Source organism: Paenibacillus sp. FW101-FHT12H11, from assembly GCF_058790355.1.
This window is the reverse complement of the sequence record NZ_JBYTCO010000004.1, coordinates 537834-555633: the sequence shown is the minus strand read 5'-3', so window position 1 is coordinate 555633 and position 17800 is coordinate 537834. Positions and strand designations below refer to the sequence as shown.

The window sequence follows — 17800 nt, the reverse complement described above, 5'->3', positions numbered from 1 at the left end:
ACAAGCGGCCAACTAGCAACCACATTAACCAAGTGTCCGGACCACCTCCGCCCTAAGCATATAGGCCAGTTTCTCCATCGCTCGTGCCTTCACCCTTCGATAGGTACGCTCGCTCATATTCACCTCGTAACATAGTAAGTAATCCAGCACTTTCTCCTTCTGCAAGTAGCGTCTGCGTATAATCTCCTCCTCCTGCTCGTCCAGCCGCGACAGCGCCTGCTCAACCTCAGCATATAAGAGCGCTGCCTGCTCCTCCCGTGCAGATGCCACGATATATTCAGATGACATTTCCGCCACCTTATGCACAGCATGCATCCCACCATCTCTGCGAACACTTCCGAGCGTGTGGTACAAACGAACGGTTTCCAGCAGACTCTCCACCCTTTTCCGCGTAGCCCGCTTGTCGATCTGATCTTGCTCTATGTGTAAAACTTGTTCCAACATCCTCATCATCTCCCAAAATTTGTCGTTTTGAAATTATAAACAAATCATACGCTAAACTTGTTTATAATTTCAACACAAAAGTTTTGAGAAACGAAAAAAACACTTGTTTTTTGTACCTCAAACCATTTACAATAAGGAACAGGTGATGAATCGATGAAAGATATGGTCCAGTTCGGCCTTCAAATCCGGCAGCTGCGCAAGATGAACCATCTTACCCTTAGAGAGCTTGGAGAGCGGTCCGGTGTTAGTTACTCATTTATTAACTCCATAGAAAATAACCGCTTCAATCCATCCAGGGAAACGGTCATTGCGTTAGCTGATGCGCTTAATCGCGCTGACAAGGACGAGCTCTTGCTGCTCGCTGGCTTTGCGCCGACGGATGAAGAGTCACTGGATGCCCCTTCCGGACTCGGGGTTAGCGATATCGATGATCCTGAGGTCAGCCTATTCTTTAAGGACTTCCAAAGTGCGCCTAAGGAACGACGGGACGAAATGCTTCGGTTCTGGCACTTCATCAAAGAGCAGCAGATTAACCGTACGCCGGATAGTGAGCAATAGTACATATGATAGGAAGTTAAGCCCCTCGGGCTTTTCTTTATCCCTATAGAACGAACATATATTCTCATTTTAATCATATCGAGGTGTTTTCCCTGTTTACTCACTATCAAACAACCCCTCTGGAACAATGGGTCGAAGCTTTATATGAACAGCATGAAATCACAATGCCCTCTCAGCTTTGCATGACGCATTTGGCGGCTAAGCTGCGCATTTGGGTGTATACCATGGATATGAACAGTATGGCGATCGAAAGTAACGGGCAGTTCAGCATTAACGTTGACCGTCGCCTCTCCCCCAAGGAACAGTGGGAAGATTTCTTGCACGAACTCTGTCATGTTCTTCGGCACTCCGGCAACCAGATGGCAATGCCTGATCGTTATGTAAATTGGCAGGAGCAGGACGCATCTGCTTTCCAACTCTACGCGGCGCTCCCCCTCTCCATGCTGAGAAATCTCGCGCTGCCCGAGAACAAAAATGAATTGATCGCCTATCTTTCTGAAGAATTCCAAGTCACTTACCGGCTTGCCAAAGCGCGGATCGATCAAATTGAGAGGCGCGTCCTGCAGGGATCCCTGGACTACGAGTTTCAACAATATACCCAAAACCAGTCAAACAAGAAATACGATCCGTCCAATTGGTCCGAAGCTACCCGTTTAATCATGAACAAGCTGGAGTTTTTAAAATCTAGGGGGGTGCCTGCAGGTGGCAAAGCTAACCGTCTTTTATGATTATCATGAAGAGGGCATCGTTCCGATCCTTTTATTGCTGCGGTTTCGGCCAAACGAGCTTGATTTCAGCAAAAATTCGCTCTATGTGCCGCTGGGAGCACCTTTTCAGCAGCTGAACATGGAGGAGATTAACGAGTTCGATGCCGGCATCACCGTGCTGTTGGAGGACCTCATCGTCCATCCGGAGCGTCCCCACGCCATTGGTATTTCCCTCTCCAGTTTGAAGCTTCGACATGCTACACATCTAGAAGGACTCTTCGATATCCAACAGCTATGGCTGCGGATGAATGATATCGAAGAAGTGCTTCAGATGGAGGTCCGCACTTTGTACCCTTGGAGTGACTCTCGCAAGCCCCCAAATAAAAAAAATCCCACACATCCATGAACAATGTTCATCCGATGTATGGGATAGGATTACCTATTCACTAATATAAGAGCAAATATAATCGCTAACTGTTTTCACATCAAGCTTGAATTTTGCATTCGCTGGAACTGTGAATTCGCCTTGTCCCTTGATGCTGATCCATTCACTGCTGCCTGGAAGAAGTACGTTCAGCTCACCAGCTTGGATTTCCATAATTTCTTTCGCATCAGTTCCGAATTCATACTCACCCGGAAGCAAAATTCCCAAAGTTTTTTTCGTACCATCCGCGAATTGTACCGTGCGGCTTGTTACTTTACCGTCAAAATAAACGTTAGCTTTCGTCAATACCGTTACATTTTCAAAGCTGGACATGATCAATAGTTCCCCCTCTAAAATGGCTATAAAATAAGGCCAAGCCCACGCATGGTGGGCTATGGCTTTGTGAATAACGCGGCTATGTTTGTTCTAAGCCAATAGAGCTTTAACTCTAGCTGCAACGTTCTCTGGTGAGAAGCCGTACTCTTTCAGAACCAAATCGCCAGGCGCGGATGCACCGAACGTGGAAATGCCCAAGATGGAACCTTCATCGCCAACATAACGTTCCCAACCAAGTGGGAATGCCATCTCAACAGCAAGACGCTTTTTGACATTTGGAAGAATGACGGAATCTTTGTATTCTTTGGATTGTTTCTCGAACAGTTCCAAGCTTGGCAAGCTGACAACGCGAACGTTGATACCTTCAGCTTGAAGCAGCTTTTGCGCCGCGACAGCCAATTGTACTTCGGAACCTGTTGCAAGAATTTGAGCATCCGGCTTACCATTAGCTGCATCGGATACTACGTACCCGCCTTTGCTCAGGTTCACTTTCGCACCTTCAACCGTTCCTTCGAGGATCGGCAGATTTTGACGAGTCAATACGAGCGCAACTGGTCCTTTAGCTTCAGCAACCGCATAACGCCATGCTTCGGAAGTTTCGTTACCGTCCGCAGGGCGAATGACTGTAATGCCCGGAATAACACGAAGCGCTGGCAATTGCTCAATCGGCTCATGTGTCGGTCCATCTTCACCAACTGCGATACTGTCATGTGTAAGAACATAGATAACCGGAAGCTGCATAAGTGCCGCTAGACGGATGGACGCACGCAGATAATCGGAGAACACGAAGAATGTTGCACCGTATACTTTCACGCCGCCGTGAAGTGCCATACCGTTCATGGCTGTACCCATACCGAACTCACGAACACCAAACCATAGATTGCGGCCCGCATAGTTGCTTGCGCTATAGTTGGACTCGCCTTTGATCATCGTATTATTGGAGCTCGCCAGATCCGCGGAGCCACCAATCAATTGTGGAAGCAAAGGAGCAATCGCGTTGATCGCATTACCGGAAGCGACACGAGTTGCCATAGGCTTGTCCGAAGTGCTGTAAACCGGAAGGTTTGCATCCCAACCTGCAGGCAGTTCGTTATTAACCGCTGCACTGAATTGGTTACCCAATTCCGGATAAGCTTTAATGTAATCATTTAAAAGTGTGCTCCAAGCTTGTTCAGCTGCAGCGCCTTCTTTACCAATTTCCGCATAGTGGGCACGAACTTCATCAGGAACCAAGAAGTCCGGTTCTTCCGGCCAGCCGTATGCTTGTTTCGTCAATTTCACTTCGTCGCCACCGAGTGGGGATCCGTGAGGTCCAACGTGTCCGCCTTTTCCACCTTTGTTCGGGCTACCAAAACCAATTGTTGTTTTCACTTCAATCAACGTCGGACGAGTTGTGTCAGCTTTCGCTTCAGCAATCGCTTTGGAGATTGCAGCCAGATCATTCTGCTCCTCTACGCGAAGCACTTGCCAGCCATAAGCTTCAAAACGTGCCTGCACGTTTTCGGAGAATGCCATATTCAGCTCGCCATCCAGCGAGATATCATTTGAATCGTAAAGCATAATCAATTTGCCCAGTTTCAGGTGAGCCGCCAAGGATACCGCTTCAGAGGAAACGCCTTCCATCATGTCGCCATCGCCACAGATCGCGTATGTATAATGGTCAATAACAGGGAAGTTTTCTTTGTTATATGTCTCTCTCAGATGAGCTTCCGCCATTGCCATACCTACGGCCATACCAATCCCTTGTCCAAGTGGACCGGTTGTTGCGTCAACACCTGGCGTGTGACCATATTCCGGATGACCTGGTGTTTTGCTTCCCCATTGACGGAAGTTTTTGATCTCTTCGATCGGCAAATCATATCCACACAAGTGAAGAAGGCTGTATAGGAGCATGGAGCCATGACCCGCAGAAAGTACGAAACGGTCACGATTAACCCATTTCGGATTCGCCGGGTTGTGCTTCATATGCTGCTTCCACAGCACGTACGCCATTGGAGCAGCCCCCATGACCATACCAGGGTGACCGGATTTAGCTTTCTCAACGGCATCGATACCTAACGTACGAATCGTGTCAACTGCTAATTGTTCGATTGTTTTATTTGTTACTGTCATTTCGAAAATTCCCTCCTATATGTCTCTACTTACCTAAGTCTTAACTTGTACATACAAGTGACTTTTCTCGCTTGCATTATTGTACCATTTGCTTTGAGGCTTTGCCACAATAAACCGTTAAAACTCATCGGATTTGCGCATACCAGCAAAAAAGACTGCATCCTAAATTGGATACAGCCTAGTTTTCCCATCAATTGAAAACAACAGTCTTATTATTATGAACAATAATGCGATCTTCCACATGCCATGCAACAGCTCTGGCTAGAACGATCCGTTCAATATGGCGGCCGATTCGCTTCAAGTCTTCCACATTATCGCGGTGGCTAACCCGTTGAACGTCCTGTTCAATAATAGGGCCGCCATCTAATTCTTCCGTCACATAATGTGCAGTTGCGCCAATAATTTTCACGCCGCGGTTATGCGCTTGGGCATACGGCTTACCACCTACAAAAGCAGGCAAGAAAGAATGGTGAATATTGATGATGCGGTTGGAGTAATGCTTGATGAAAGACGGTGAGACGATCTGCATATAGCGAGCCAGAACAATAGCATCCACTTTGTCTCCCACTACTTCCAGCTGGCGGCGCTCCGCTTCAGCCTTCGTATCTGCCGTAACCGGAATATGGTAATACGGAATGCCGAAAGGCTCTACCAGCGATTGCATGTCCGGGTGATTGGAGATTACCATCGCAATATCCGCATTCAAATCGCCTGCACGCCAGTGCCAAAGGAGCTCAAGCAAAGCATGATCTTCCTTCGAAACAAAGATCGCAATACGCTTCTTCTGACTAGCTAATGACAGGCTCCAATCCATGGAGAACTTGTCAGCAACGACTGAGAAAGCTTCTTTCAATTGCTGCACGCGGTTTTCTAGGTCATCCAAATCAAACTCGATGCGGATGAAAAACATACCGCCTTCCGGATCCATCGTATACTGATCGGACTGAACGATATTCGCGCCATACTCAAACAAAAACTGTGACACTGCCGCCACGATGCCCGGCTGATCCGGACAGGAGATCAACATTCTTGCTCTATTCGCCCATTCGCTCTCCCTGCGAGTCAGACTGTTTGCATTTCCCCGTTCCATGTGAATCCCCCTAGTTGCTTTCTGCTCGAAAGTTATCTGTATCTGTATTAAGCCTTCTTCAATATATCCTGACCGGCAAGCCAAACGATGAGACGTTGGTTAAGCTGCTCCTCGCTTAGGTCGGACAGCAATCTTTCTTCATGCAAAATATCGTACAAGCGTTCTAACGGCTCGCGGCCGTCCGCTTTTTTCGCTTTCGCATCGTTTTTCAGAATCTCCCAAGTTTTCAGCACATAATCGCGGAAATGAATATCCTTTTTGCCAAACATATGGTCGATTCGCTCTACATGATCCAGGAACTCTTCGCCGAAGCGGCCTTTGAGGTTACCGGACAAAAGGGCGATCTCCGCCTCGTACATCGGACGCTGCGTTTTGTCTTCTTTTCCGATCCAAGGCGTCTCTAAAATCATCGGCAAGTGCTGCAGCCTCTCATGATTAGCCACATTGTTCATTGCTTCGAAGCCGATCCAGCCTGAGCCTAACGGCGCATGACGGTCTTTTGCAGCCCCACGAGGATTCTTACTGTCGTTTAAGTGAACGACACCTAGCTTCTCTAAGCCAATAACTTTATCGAAATGATGCAGAACGCCATCCAGATCATTCACAATATCATAACCTGCATCGTGAATATGGCAAGTGTCCATACAAACCGTAAGTTTGTTGTTAAACTCCACGCGCTCCATAATTTCCGCAATTTCCTCAAAGCTGCGGCCAATTTCGGTGCCTTTGCCAGCCATAGTTTCCAGCGCAATATTCACGTCTGTGTCCTTCACGCCAGCCAGTACTTCGTTCAAACCTTCAGCGATACGTTCAATGCCGTACTCTGCATCCTTGTCTGTATAGGCGCCTGGGTGAAGAACGATATTGCGCACACCGATGTAGGCCGTCCTGCGAATCTCTTCTTGAAGGAAGCGAACAGCCAGTTCAAAGGTATCCTCTTTATAGGAACCCAAGTTAATGATGTAAGGAGCGTGAACAACAATTTCGTTCATTGCATGCTTGTCCATCACAGCTTTGCCTTCTTCAATGTATTGATCTTCAATGGGTTTGCGGCGCGTATTTTGTGGTGCGCCTGTGTATATCATAAACGTGGAAGAACCGTATGAAACTGCTTCTTCAGCTGCATTTAACAAGCCTTTATCTGAGAACGAAACGTGTGAGCCAATTTTGGGCATGGTTCATTGCTCCTTTATTGAGTGTCTATCTACTACCTTCCTATTTTACTCGGATTGTCGCAAGAAATCTAGAAATAAGGTATAATTCTTATCATATATGACCGTTTGGTAGTGAGGTGACAAATAAATGGCTAACGATTTTTTCATGTGGTTCATTATTTTCTGGGTGTTTGTCCTGCTATTCTTCATGTCTGTAGGCGGATACTTCATGTTTCGCAAGTTCCTGAAGGTTCTCCCCAAAGAGGACGGAAAGTCGAAGCTTGATTGGCAAAATCATTACGTCGACAACTCTCGCCATCTTTGGACAGAAGACTCCAAATCATTCCTGGATCAGCTGGTTTCTCCCGTGCCAACAGCTTTTAGAGATATTGCCAAGCACTCCATCGCGGCTCGCATCGGACAGGTTGCTTTGGAGGCAAACGCCAATGAGGTAACGAGAGCTCATTGTATCGAGGGGTACATTCTTGCGACTCCGAAGCGTGATTACCGCAGCTTGACCAGCTTCCTTGAGAGAGAGCAGATCGACTATAGCGCCTACAAGCATTTGCTTCAGTAAAATGAAAAAGCCACCCCTTATAATTAAGGGATGGCTTTATTTATTATGACGGCTGTCAAACAGACTCATGGTCATGCCTCCTATGTCGTAAATAAAAATGCGGAGGCTTCAAAACCGGAATAACAAATCTGCGAATTTCCGGACAACTCAGCACTTAATTTCTCCAAACGCTCATTGGCGCAGTCCTTGCAGTGACACAGAGGGATCGTAGTCTTATAATACCCTGTTTTGAACACTTTCTCCGCGTTGTTTCTGGACATCACCGATTCGCATTTCACGCAATACACCATATCTAAGTTAAACATAAATTTCTCCCCTTTACTGAATCTTAATGTCGTTTATTGTTACATTATGTATATATAAATGATTATAAGATACATTTCGTAACTTAACAAGGGGTTTGTTCCTATTAACAGATATAATTGACCACGACATCATCATAATATCGATCTGGTTCGTAGCTTTTTGTGATTCTGGCAAATTCTTTATTATGTAAAGTTGCAAGTTGATTTATTTCATAAAGCAATTCGAATTCTACGTAGTCATTAGGTTGAACTGCCGCTTTATACAAATAAATATCTTTGTTCTTACTCACAAGGTCTATGCAACCCTCGCAATGGAACGTTCGATTCGCAACGATAAGCTCAAAACCGTATATGATTTCGTTATCCGTAGGTAAAATCAATGAACTTTCGAAAGTAAATTGTGACTTCTCTAATTCCAAAATATCGATTAGTGCATACTTCGTATGTATATTTCTCGCATACATTTGAACAATTGTTAATTTACCTTCTAAAGGGGTAGTCAGTGTTAACTTGCTTCTTTTTCCGATCGTCAAAGCCTTCACACCACCTTAATACATATTGTATCTAGTCAAATGAATCTTTGCTTTGTTATAATGGTTTTCTGGTATATTTGGTTAAACACCGTGGATATAATGGTAGAAAAATAAACAGTGAGGAATGATCAAGCTGAAGTATGGAGACCGTATTGCCCTCTTACGTGAAAAGAGAGGACTGACCCAAGAAGAATTATCCATTAAAATTGGTATATCCAGGGCATCCCTTTCTCACTATGAAACAAGCCGTCGTGAGCCCGATTACGAAACCATTAATAAAATAGCGAACTTTTTTAATGTTTCCATTGACTATTTGCTTGGACGCACGAACCTTCAGCAAACTGTTCTTGATAACGATGTTCGGGACTTTGTAGAAAATCTTGATTTAACAGATGAAAATATTTTGCAAAAGTTTTCATTGACCGTTGATGGCCGAAAGCTTTCGCCAGATGAAGCAAAACGGTTCATTGCCTTTGTAAGGGCTGAGCGTTCGTTGGAGTAGTTGATTGCCGAGCAAATTGGACTTTATGAGCCTGAAATTTCTGTTTGTCGATGCCAAGATAGAGAAGAATCTGATGAATATCGATTGAAATCTTAAGTTCTTGATTCATATGTGGACCTACTCCCAACGCTCAGCTTTTCTTAAAAAGTAAAAATTCATTCTCCGTTACTTGCGATACGTTATGTATCCGTCAGGAGACAGAATAGCGATGTTCGCCTGCTCCTACTTATTTACACCGATATACTTCAAGGTGACGGATGGCGCGGACTGATTAAACAAATCTCTAAGTACAGAGACATTTTTCGTTTTTAAATAGTAATGATAGCCATATGTTTTGCGGAGAGTGTGAGTGCCAATATCTGTTAATCCAACTTGTTTCGCCGCTTGATTTAAAATTCGATACACGCGAATTCTCTTGATGGGATTGCCCGTTCGTTGGGACGGAAATAAGTAATTATCCTCGTCCATATATTGAATATACTCCTTGATAAAGGCCTTAAGCTGTGAAGAAAGCTGGAATGTCTTGACTTTACCCGTTTTTTCCTCCCGAACACTTACCACATTTCGATCCCTCACATCTTTTACTTTCAATGATAGAAGATCGCTGAGATGGAGTCCGGAATTAATCCCGATTGTAAAGAGAAGCCAGTCCCGAATTGATTGTTCTTTTAAAACTTCTTGTAATTGTTCAATTTTCTCTTGATCTCTTATCGGTTGAACAACTTGCATGAATAGCACCTCACATGACCATAATCAAATTTCATTGTATGTATCCATTTTTTGCTATTACTTATGAACTCAAGGTACTCTATTCTATCAATCCTCCTAATTATTGTATGTTACATATTGTATCACAAATTTGATAAATGATCTATGCCTTTTCCTGTTCTCAAAAGCTAATATCTACGGTATAATTCTTAATAAAGAACGTTTTCATCCTTTAACAACTCATGGAGGGAGGCCACGTACATTGTTAAAAATTGCTAGGTTTCTATTCATCCTTCTCATTTTCAGTGCGATTACGTTTCCAGTATCCGCTTATGCTTCGGGTTATGAGTCAAGCACTTCTCAGAAAAATAGTTTCTTATCGCAGCTTACTTCTTTGTTTAATCTAAGTAAATTATTTAGTTCAAGTACATATCAGAACAACAATAACAATAGTAATAACAACAACAACAACAACAATAATAATCACAGCAACAGCAACAGCAACAGCAACAGTAATAGCAACAGTAATAGCAACAGTAATAGCAACAGTAATAGCAACAATAATCATAACAATAACAGCAACAATAACAGCAACAATAATAACAACAATAACAATAATAACAACAATCACAACAACAATTGGTATGAAGACTGCTGGGATGACATCGATTGGGGCAATAATGATTGTCCGGATTCCTACGATATATGGAAAAAGTGGTTCTGCTATTAACCAATAAAAAACTCCGTCAGCATCAGCTGGCGGAGTTTTTGTCGGTTAGGTCTGCTTCGTTTCCAGGACAAACACGGTAATTTCAGGCCGGCAATTAAACCTAATCGGAAACAATGTAGTTCCTATGCCGCGGTTTGTGTAAACGTGAAATTCACTTTTTTCGAAGGTATAAAGTCCTACCTCATATTTTTGTCCCAGATCCGGTGTAAATAGGCTCCCGTAAAAAGGAATCCGAATTTGTCCGCCATGACTATGACCTGAGAGCTGCAAGTCAACAGGAAATTTTAAGGCGGTATCTGCGAAATCCGGTTCGTGTGCAAGCAGCAGCACGAACTCGTCTTTTTCAGTACCTTTTAAGGCGAGAGGCAGATCCGGTTTACCGTGGAACATTTCATCTATACCTGCTATCCATAAACGGCTATTTCCGCGTACAATCGACTTATTTGCGTTGACTAGCACAGTAAAGCCGGATTGTTCAAGTACATCCTTGACCCGCCCAGGGTCCAGGCGCATATCGTGATTGCCGAGAACCGCGTATTTACCCAATTTGGCTTGAAGCCGCGATAGAATCGGAATCACATCGTCACTTATTTGACCGTAATTAGAATCAAATAAATCTCCTGTAAAACAAATCAAGTCAGGCTTCTGCCGCTGAACCAGCTTGACCACGCGAGCCAATTGGTCCAAGCTATAGTACTTACCGAGATGTGTGTCGCTGAACTGAACAATGCGCATGCCCGCGAATGCTGCCGGATACCGGCGATACGCAAGTGGAACTGTTTTTAGCTGAATCCAATACCGCTCACCGAAGATGCTATATAGACCACTTACTCCCGCAAGCGCCGCCAAAGATCCTACTGCAGACATACTATACTTAAGAAACGCCCTGCGATTCATACGTTTACTGGTCACTAGATGTCCCCTTCCCTTACGAGTATCTCTAGGTCTAACTGCGGAGGCTCATGCGGAATTTGTCGAGGGGAATCACATAAGCGTCGATACAATTTGTATAATTTTAATATGAACGGGATTGATTTCACGGAAAAAACGTGCGATAATAAATTACCAGATACGATTTGTATCACAAAGAATGCTTTGGAGGGGTCACTTGTGAATCATCAGATGCATCAGACGGATTTGGATTTGGAAGAACTTGATACGGAGTGGATCGAACTTATTATGAGCGCACGTAAGATGGGTTTTACGATGGACGAAATTCGCGCATTCCTAAGAAGCCCTTTCCAAACGACTCAAAAATCACAAAATTCAGCTGAAAATGATCCTTGTATGTCCCCGTAGATCTACACAAGGTTATCTGGATTATTCATCGTTAGGCCGCTTCATTCTCCATTTGTTAAAATCCAGAAATTCACGAAACTGCTGCTTATCAACCCCAGATGACATGGCTTCTTTAATAATGTCATACCATTCCTGATCGAGCTGAGGTCCATCCTGAGATGTCTCATCCTGCTCATCGATTAATCTCTCGACAGGCACTTTAAGGACAGCTGCAATTTTCTCAAGAAACTGAATAGAAGGATTCTTCTGAATATCCCGCTCCAAGCTGCTAATATAAGATTTAGCAACCCCTGCACGTTCAGCGAGTTCTGTCAATGACAGGCCCTTCTCTTTCCTCAATTGTTGTACGCGTTTTCCAATCATTTCATATCTTCCCTTATCTCAAAGTGATGGGTGCTCTCATAATTATATCAGAATTTCCTTCAAAGAACAAATATGTTTCTTATTAAGAACAACAAGAAAAAAAGCCCCCTGCGGGGCTTTGCTTCTTGCTATGATTCATCTATAACAGCAGTCAGGATCGTGCAAACCGATGACTTTGGAATACTCACTAGTTAACTTTATCATTGTGCCATTTCATGAACTCTATCAAAATTTTTAATTCATGAATGCGTTCTTTGGCGATACCGGATTGTTTCAAATCAGCTATAAAATCCATCCATTCTTGATCCAGTTGATGATTCGTTCCCGTATCTTCCGTAATTTTCAGTAAGAGCTTAAGATCCACATTAAGAACCTCTGCGATTTTTTCAATCACATGAATGGAGGGGTTCTGTTTGAGATTTCTTTCAATATTGCTTAAGTAAGATTTGGAAATACCTGTCCGCTCTGAGAGCTCAGACAATGTGTACCCCCTCTGCTTCCGTATACTTGAAATATTTTGACCGATCATGGTTATCATCACTCCACGGTGACACTTTTGGCAAGATTTCTTGGCTTGTCAACATCGCAACCTCGATATACGGCTGCATAATAGGCAATTAATTGTAACGGAATGACCGAAACCAGCGGGGTAAGATACTCGTGAATGGCAGGCAGGACGATCTGATCGTGGTTTTCCTCCATCCCCTCCATGCTGATCATACAAACATGTGCACCGCGTGCCAGAACTTCTTGGACGTTGCTCCTAATATTGCCCCTAATATGAGATTGGGTTAAAAGTGCAATAACAGGAGTGCCCTCTTCGATTAAGGCAATGGTTCCATGCTTCAATTCTCCGCCGGCGAATCCTTCGGCTTGAATATATGAAATCTCCTTAAGCTTTAACGCGCCTTCCAGACATGCGTAGTAATCCATGCTTCGCCCTATAAAAAAGCAGGTGCGTGACGCATTCAAATACTTCCATACGTTCTCTTCCATCATCTCCTTCTTGTTAATCATAATTTCCATCGCATTCGCGGCAATACTTAACTCGTGGAAAGGGTTGATTTCCTGATTGATTCCTTTTGCACACGCGCTGTCAAATGCGAGTATCGCTAATACAGCAATTTGTGCTGTATAGGCTTTTGTTGAGGCTACCGCGATTTCAGGTCCGGCATGGGTGAGCAACGTGAAATCCGCTTCACGTGATAACGTGGAACCTGGTACATTGGTAATCGTTAATGTCGGATAGCCCATCTGCTTGATGGCTACTAATACACCTCTGCTATCCGCCGTCTCTCCGCTTTGGGAAATAAAGATAAAAAGTGGGTTCTTGGAGAGAATCGGTCTATTATACAAAAATTCACTTGCGATATGAGTTTCAACGGGAATCTCAGCTATTTTCTCAATCAACTGTTTACCGACCAATCCGGCATGATAACTCGTTCCGCAAGCAATGATATAGATCCGATCCGCTTCCTTCATACTATTGCGAATGTGGGAATCGATGATCAAATCTCCATTGCCATCTTGGTATTTGGACACGATTTTACGAATGACAAAGGGCTGCTCGTCAATTTCCTTGAGCATATAATGCGGATATATCCCTTTCTCTATATCGCTGGCATCAAGCTTGACTTGAAAAGGCCTCCTCTGCATGAGCTCTCCAGTCAAAGTTTTAATCGTTTTTGAATGTTGGCGAAGAATGACCATCTCCTCATCCATCAATTCCACGAATTGATTCGTTAGCTGCAGCATCGCCATAGCATCGCTTGCAATTACATGAAAGTCTTGGCCTAGTCCAATAAGCAAGGGGCTTTTATTTTTACCAACGTAAATCGTATGGATATCTTCGTTATCTAATAAAGCAACGGCATAAGAACCTTTCATGGTGACGAGCAATTGCCGAAAAGCTTCTTCAACCTCTAAGCCGTTTTCCACTAATTTCTCCATCAACTGTACAATCACTTCCGTATCCGTATCGCTTGCGAATGGTACTCCAGAAAGAAACTGCTGTTTGATTTCCTCGAAGTTTTCAATAACGCCATTATGGACAATGGTGAAGCGACCGCCGTTGCTTTGATGAGGATGTGCATTTCTGCGGCTAGGTTTGCCATGTGTTGCCCATCTCGTATGACCAATACCTACTAACGCTGTCTCCTCTTGATCAATCACATCGTTAAGAGCAGCTATCCGTCCCTGTTCTTTGTAAACATGTGTGCCTCTTTCATTCAATAAAGCAATTCCGGAAGAATCGTATCCTCTGTATTCCAGTTTTTCTAAACCTTTAATCAAGATCGCTTTCGCGTCCTGATGACCGATATATCCTACAATTCCACACATTTTAAATCTCCTTTGAAATAAAATTCTTAATAAAGAACAATCGAGTAATAATTCGCTATAAATTGAATACATGCTCCAATTCCCACATAAGTTTTTAAAAAGGGAGGGATTCTGTCATGTATTCACTTTCGACGAGTGTATGGAAAAAGGCGCAACGTACTTACCATAAGGTCTTGCATGTATACAATTCGATACTTTATAGAGACTGCCTTGACATAGAAATGAAAGAAGCACTATTTGAAAAGATGCAGCATCACAGACAGAAGATGAATGAAGGCGCTTAAGCTTGGCGCAGTGTTAAACGCTCATGCTTTTGGCCTTAATCAATGACTCTTTGATACAGGTGATGACCTGCATCTGCTCATCTTCCGAAAGACTGGATCCGGATGGTAGACAAAGTCCCCTTTTAAACAGTTGCTCGGATATAATCTCATTGTCACTATGCGGGTAAAACTTAACCCCTTCGAATAGAGGCTGCATATGAAGCGGTTTCCAAACTGGACGTGCTTCGATATTCTGTTCCGCAAGCGCTCCCAATAACGCCTCAACCGATACACCCGCTTCATTTTCGTCCAATGTTAATACAGTAAGCCAACGGTTCGAACGTGTATTCGGCAGTTCGGGCATAAACGCGATGCCTGGAACATGCGCCAACTCTTGAACATATCTTTTGAAAATCGCTCTTCTGGCGTTAACTCGTTCTTCCAACACCTCTAACTGAGCTCTACCAATCCCGGCGAGCACATTGCTCATCCGATAATTATAACCGGTCTGGCTATGTTGATAATGCGGCGCATAGTCACGCGCTTGGGTTGCCAGGAAACGAGCTTTATTCAGCTCCTCGCCTTCGTTGGAAACCAGCATTCCCCCGCCGGAGGTCGAAATAATCTTATTGCCATTAAAGGAATAGATGCCAAACTTCCCGAATGACCCGCTCGCTTTCCCTTTATACGTGGAGCCCAACGATTCTGCTGCATCCTCGATTACAGGGATATCAAACGTTTGGCAGATCGCCAAGATTTCATCCATCTTCGCACTTTGGCCATATAGATTAACAACGATGACTGCCTTAGGCAGTTTCTTTTCTTGGGCAGCATCGTATAAGGCACGTTCTAACGCTTGAGGGGACATATTCCATGTTTCTGGCTCGGAATCAATAAATACCGGTGAAGCTCCCAGATAAACAATCGGATTGGCACTCGCAACAAAGGTTAGACTGGAACAAAAAACCGTATCCCCTGCTTGAACATCCAGCAGCCGCAGAGCCAAATGAATGGCCGCCGTTCCGGAACTGACCGCAGCCGCGTCGTTAACCCCCACATAGGAGGCAAGCTCTTTCTCAAATGCATCGACATGGGGGCCAAGAGGAGCGATCCAATTGGTATCAAAAGCATCTTGAATATAGCTCATTTCATTCCCGCTCATGTGGGGAGGGGAAAGATATATTCTTTTTGTATGCGTGAACACAGGGTATGCACTTCCTTTATATAGGTTCTTGGGATAAAAAAAGCGTCTTGGGCGCTGTTAGGCGAACTTTCGGCTGCTAATAATTTTGGCCGGAGTTCCTACTGCTGTACTATTCGTCGGGATATCACTAATGACGGTGGCACCTGCTCCGATAATCGCCCATTCTCCGATGCTTTTCCCAGGAATGACGGTCGCTCCCGCACCAATCATAGTTCCTTCTTTTACAATTACGGAACCGGTAAGTGTAGCTTTAGGAGCAATGTGGGCATAGTCACCAATATAATTGTCGTGCTCTACGATGGCACCCGAGTTAATAATCACATGATCGCCAACGCATGTATCAGCACTAACAATGGTATTAGCCATAATAACTGTACCATTCCCAATAGTAGCACTCGAACTAACAATCGCTGTGTGGTGAATGAGTGAAACATAGTTTTCCTTAGCTAGGCCAAGCTTTGTCACAATCGACTTTCGAACCTCATTATTCCCGATCGCAATTACAAATTTAAGATGATTCATTTGACTCAATAAAAGATGTGCGGAAGAGGTCGGCCCTATATATATCTCATTGATTACAGTTAATTCGTCATACTTGTCATCCAAAATGGCAATGATTTTAACATCACTCTTTGAATGAATCAAATCCTTGATGACCTTGCTGTGGCCACCCTCACCAATAACGACTAAATCCAACCTGTACCAAACCCTTCATGATAGATTTGATCCGGAGAATTTCTCCATGGTCACATGATTCCCGTGGCTGATTCCATCCGACTTAATCACTTTGACAAAAGTTAAAGCTAGGATTTTGAAATCAAGGAGAAGACTTTGATTCTCCACATACCAGACATCAAGCCTGAATTTTTCTTCCCATGAAATGGCGTTTCTCCCGTTAACTTGAGCCCATCCCGTAATTCCAGGGCGTACTTGATGGCGTTTGGCTTGCTCTTCCGTGTATAGTGTTAAATAGTCCATTAACAGCGGCCTTGGACCAACTAAACTTAGGTCTCCCTTAATCACATTCACCAATTGGAGTAACTCATCAAGGCTGTATTTTCTAAGGAATTCCCCAAAGGAAGTTAATCGTATGGAATCGGGCAATAAATTCCCTTCGTTGTCCCTTGCATCTGTCATGGTTCGGAATTTATAGATATTAATCGGTTTGCCGTGCAATCCAGGCCTTAACTGTGTGAAGATAATCGGAGATCCTAGCTTTACTCTAACCAAAACAGCGACAATCCCGATAACCGGGGAAAAAAGGAGTAATAAAGGAATTGAGATTAGTAAATCAAAAAATCGCTTCATCATGATCATGCTCCTATTGGTCTTAACTAAAAATTTTGATTTCAAACGGTTGAGCTTCCATACAAAGTAATTAGACTTCTGGGTACTATGACCATCAACAGCTACCAACCACTGATTATCATCAATCATTAGCTGGTCGATATGGTGCATCCCATCTTTTCTCCAATCGCCTTCTTTTTTCGTACCGCACAAGATTAAGGAGATTTCCTCCTCCTCATATTCAAACTCCGTTAGCTTGTTTACCTTGAAGACTCTTACCGAATCGCCATAATGAGGATAATCCGCTTGTGTGTACCTATAGATCGTTCCATCTGAAAAAATGAATCTTCCTCCGGGTCTGCTAATCATCAGGTTACTAGTAACTATTGGGCTTTGGGGATGTACGAGATAAGGCCCCTCCAATTGAGGCGAATGAAATAAATGGAGATTCCCGCCCTCAGCCCCTGCAAAGATCCACCACTTGTTATCGTATTTAATAATGGAAGGATCCAAAAATTTACCTTCAAGCAGCTCGCATGCAACTTCCCATTGATAAGGAAACTGCTTGGCTTTGTACAATAAAACACGATTGGTTTCTATCGTTTCAGGCAGCATTAACATCTCATCCCCAACTTTAAAAACCTGAGGATAAGATAGATGGAAGTTTTCACTTAGCACGACTTGTTGATACTCCCATTTCAACCCATCCGCACTTATAGCTACGCCAATTTGCCCACGTTCAAGTTCTTTATTAAAGATCTCAAAGAACAGATAGAACCTCGAATCATCCTTAACAATAAAGGGATCTGCTACAAATTCAGCTGGCACATCATTTACGTCTGAGGCTTGCATAGACGGTTTATC

Annotated in this window: 22 protein-coding genes and 1 pseudogene; 7 read left to right on the top strand and 16 right to left on the bottom strand. The window is 43.8% G+C overall.

Annotation, left to right across the window (positions count from 1 at the left end; translation table 11 throughout):
• Positions 1 to 24 precede the first annotated feature (24 nt).
• Entirely contained in the window at positions 25 to 444 is a 420-nt protein-coding gene (locus AC3WTJ_RS15970) for an ArpU family phage packaging/lysis transcriptional regulator (protein ID WP_492522599.1), read from the bottom strand.
• Positions 445 to 597: 153 nt separating this feature from the next.
• On the opposite strand from AC3WTJ_RS15970, the gene AC3WTJ_RS15965 reads away from it, so the two are divergent.
• The 3 genes from AC3WTJ_RS15965 (at position 598) to AC3WTJ_RS15955 (ending at position 2115) form a co-directional block, all read left to right on the top strand.
• On the top strand, positions 598 to 1002 hold the full coding sequence (locus tag AC3WTJ_RS15965; RefSeq protein WP_492522598.1) for a helix-turn-helix domain-containing protein: 405 nt from the start codon (positions 598 to 600) through the stop codon (positions 1000 to 1002).
• A 164-nt stretch (positions 1003 to 1166) separates the two neighbouring features.
• A complete protein-coding gene (locus AC3WTJ_RS15960; protein WP_127455462.1) occupies positions 1167 to 1730 on the top strand; it encodes an ImmA/IrrE family metallo-endopeptidase in 564 nt (187 codons plus the stop codon).
• Positions 1705 to 2115, top strand: a complete 411-nt coding sequence (locus tag AC3WTJ_RS15955) for a hypothetical protein (RefSeq protein WP_492522597.1) — start codon at positions 1705 to 1707, stop codon at positions 2113 to 2115. Before AC3WTJ_RS15960 ends, AC3WTJ_RS15955 begins: the two co-directional genes overlap by 26 nt.
• A 33-nt stretch (positions 2116 to 2148) precedes the next feature.
• Here AC3WTJ_RS15955 and ppnP read toward each other — a convergent pair whose 3' ends face one another.
• From ppnP to AC3WTJ_RS15935, 4 genes are all read right to left on the bottom strand, one after another.
• Complete coding sequence (gene ppnP, locus AC3WTJ_RS15950; protein ID WP_492522596.1) at positions 2149 to 2466, bottom strand: pyrimidine/purine nucleoside phosphorylase; 318 nt, start codon at positions 2464 to 2466, stop codon at positions 2149 to 2151.
• Between the two features lie 93 nt (positions 2467 to 2559).
• Complete coding sequence (gene tkt / locus AC3WTJ_RS15945; protein ID WP_492522595.1) at positions 2560 to 4581, bottom strand: transketolase; 2022 nt, start codon at positions 4579 to 4581, stop codon at positions 2560 to 2562.
• A 190-nt stretch (positions 4582 to 4771) separates the two neighbouring features.
• Complete coding sequence (purU, locus tag AC3WTJ_RS15940; protein ID WP_407869417.1) at positions 4772 to 5671, bottom strand: formyltetrahydrofolate deformylase; 900 nt, start codon at positions 5669 to 5671, stop codon at positions 4772 to 4774.
• A 47-nt stretch (positions 5672 to 5718) separates the two neighbouring features.
• Complete coding sequence (locus AC3WTJ_RS15935) at positions 5719 to 6846, bottom strand: deoxyribonuclease IV (RefSeq protein WP_492522594.1); 1128 nt, start codon at positions 6844 to 6846, stop codon at positions 5719 to 5721.
• Positions 6847 to 6973: 127 nt separating this feature from the next.
• Between AC3WTJ_RS15935 and AC3WTJ_RS15930 the strand changes: the two genes are divergently transcribed.
• On the top strand, positions 6974 to 7402 hold the full coding sequence (locus AC3WTJ_RS15930) for a DUF2621 domain-containing protein (protein ID WP_157317953.1): 429 nt from the start codon (positions 6974 to 6976) through the stop codon (positions 7400 to 7402).
• A gap of 80 nt (positions 7403 to 7482) precedes the next feature.
• On the opposite strand, the gene AC3WTJ_RS15925 is transcribed toward AC3WTJ_RS15930, so the two are convergent.
• Positions 7483 to 7707, bottom strand: coding sequence for a hypothetical protein (locus AC3WTJ_RS15925; RefSeq protein WP_157317952.1), 225 nt, complete (start codon positions 7705 to 7707; stop codon positions 7483 to 7485).
• Between the two features lie 104 nt (positions 7708 to 7811).
• Positions 7812 to 8240 carry a hypothetical protein gene (locus tag AC3WTJ_RS15920; RefSeq protein ID WP_157317951.1) on the bottom strand — a complete coding sequence of 143 codons (429 nt, stop codon included), beginning with the start codon at positions 8238 to 8240 and terminating at the stop codon, positions 7812 to 7814.
• A 133-nt stretch (positions 8241 to 8373) separates the two neighbouring features.
• Here AC3WTJ_RS15920 and AC3WTJ_RS15915 point away from each other — a divergent pair, with 133 nt between their 5' ends.
• On the top strand, positions 8374 to 8742 hold the full coding sequence (locus tag AC3WTJ_RS15915; protein WP_174806797.1) for a helix-turn-helix domain-containing protein: 369 nt from the start codon (positions 8374 to 8376) through the stop codon (positions 8740 to 8742).
• Positions 8743 to 8964: 222 nt separating this feature from the next.
• Here AC3WTJ_RS15915 and AC3WTJ_RS15910 read toward each other — a convergent pair whose 3' ends face one another.
• Positions 8965 to 9471 (bottom strand): tyrosine-type recombinase/integrase, encoded by a 507-nt coding sequence (locus AC3WTJ_RS15910; protein WP_127455452.1) that lies wholly within the window; start codon positions 9469 to 9471, stop codon positions 8965 to 8967.
• Positions 9472 to 9574: 103 nt separating this feature from the next.
• On the opposite strand from AC3WTJ_RS15910, the gene AC3WTJ_RS15905 reads away from it, so the two are divergent.
• Positions 9575 to 10180 (top strand): hypothetical protein, encoded by a 606-nt coding sequence (locus AC3WTJ_RS15905; RefSeq protein ID WP_492522593.1) that lies wholly within the window; start codon positions 9575 to 9577, stop codon positions 10178 to 10180.
• A 45-nt stretch (positions 10181 to 10225) separates the two neighbouring features.
• Here the strand turns inward: AC3WTJ_RS15905 and AC3WTJ_RS15900 are convergent, their stop codons facing one another.
• On the bottom strand, positions 10226 to 11092 hold the full coding sequence (locus AC3WTJ_RS15900; RefSeq protein ID WP_492522592.1) for a metallophosphoesterase: 867 nt from the start codon (positions 11090 to 11092) through the stop codon (positions 10226 to 10228).
• A 198-nt stretch (positions 11093 to 11290) separates the two neighbouring features.
• Between AC3WTJ_RS15900 and AC3WTJ_RS15895 the strand changes: the two genes are divergently transcribed.
• Positions 11291 to 11479, top strand: a complete 189-nt coding sequence (locus AC3WTJ_RS15895; RefSeq protein WP_492522591.1) for an anti-repressor SinI family protein — start codon at positions 11291 to 11293, stop codon at positions 11477 to 11479.
• Positions 11480 to 11500: 21 nt separating this feature from the next.
• Here AC3WTJ_RS15895 and AC3WTJ_RS15890 read toward each other — a convergent pair whose 3' ends face one another.
• The 7 genes and pseudogenes from AC3WTJ_RS15890 to AC3WTJ_RS15860 form a co-directional block, all read right to left on the bottom strand.
• Positions 11501 to 11842: a helix-turn-helix domain-containing protein gene (locus AC3WTJ_RS15890; RefSeq protein ID WP_127455449.1), complete on the bottom strand. Its 342-nt coding sequence runs from the start codon at positions 11840 to 11842 to the stop codon at positions 11501 to 11503.
• A 187-nt stretch (positions 11843 to 12029) separates the two neighbouring features.
• A complete protein-coding gene (locus tag AC3WTJ_RS15885; RefSeq protein WP_127455448.1) occupies positions 12030 to 12371 on the bottom strand; it encodes a helix-turn-helix domain-containing protein in 342 nt (113 codons plus the stop codon).
• Positions 12372 to 12379: 8 nt separating this feature from the next.
• Positions 12380 to 14182, bottom strand: a complete 1803-nt coding sequence (glmS, locus tag AC3WTJ_RS15880) for a glutamine--fructose-6-phosphate transaminase (isomerizing) (protein ID WP_492522590.1) — start codon at positions 14180 to 14182, stop codon at positions 12380 to 12382.
• Between the two features lie 297 nt (positions 14183 to 14479).
• Positions 14480 to 15592, bottom strand: coding sequence for a DegT/DnrJ/EryC1/StrS family aminotransferase (locus tag AC3WTJ_RS15875; RefSeq protein WP_492522589.1), 1113 nt, complete (start codon positions 15590 to 15592; stop codon positions 14480 to 14482).
• Between the two features lie 114 nt (positions 15593 to 15706).
• Positions 15707 to 16345 carry an acetyltransferase gene (locus AC3WTJ_RS15870; RefSeq protein ID WP_492522588.1) on the bottom strand — a complete coding sequence of 213 codons (639 nt, stop codon included), beginning with the start codon at positions 16343 to 16345 and terminating at the stop codon, positions 15707 to 15709.
• Positions 16346 to 16360: 15 nt separating this feature from the next.
• The gene (locus AC3WTJ_RS15865) at positions 16361 to 16957 is read right to left on the bottom strand and encodes a sugar transferase (RefSeq protein WP_407873168.1); all 597 of its coding nucleotides are present in this window, start codon (positions 16955 to 16957) and stop codon (positions 16361 to 16363) included.
• A 102-nt stretch (positions 16958 to 17059) separates the two neighbouring features.
• Positions 17060 to 17788: pseudogene (locus tag AC3WTJ_RS15860) on the bottom strand (glucosamine inositolphosphorylceramide transferase family protein); the annotation flags it as partial.
• Positions 17789 to 17800: the final 12 nt, after the last annotated feature.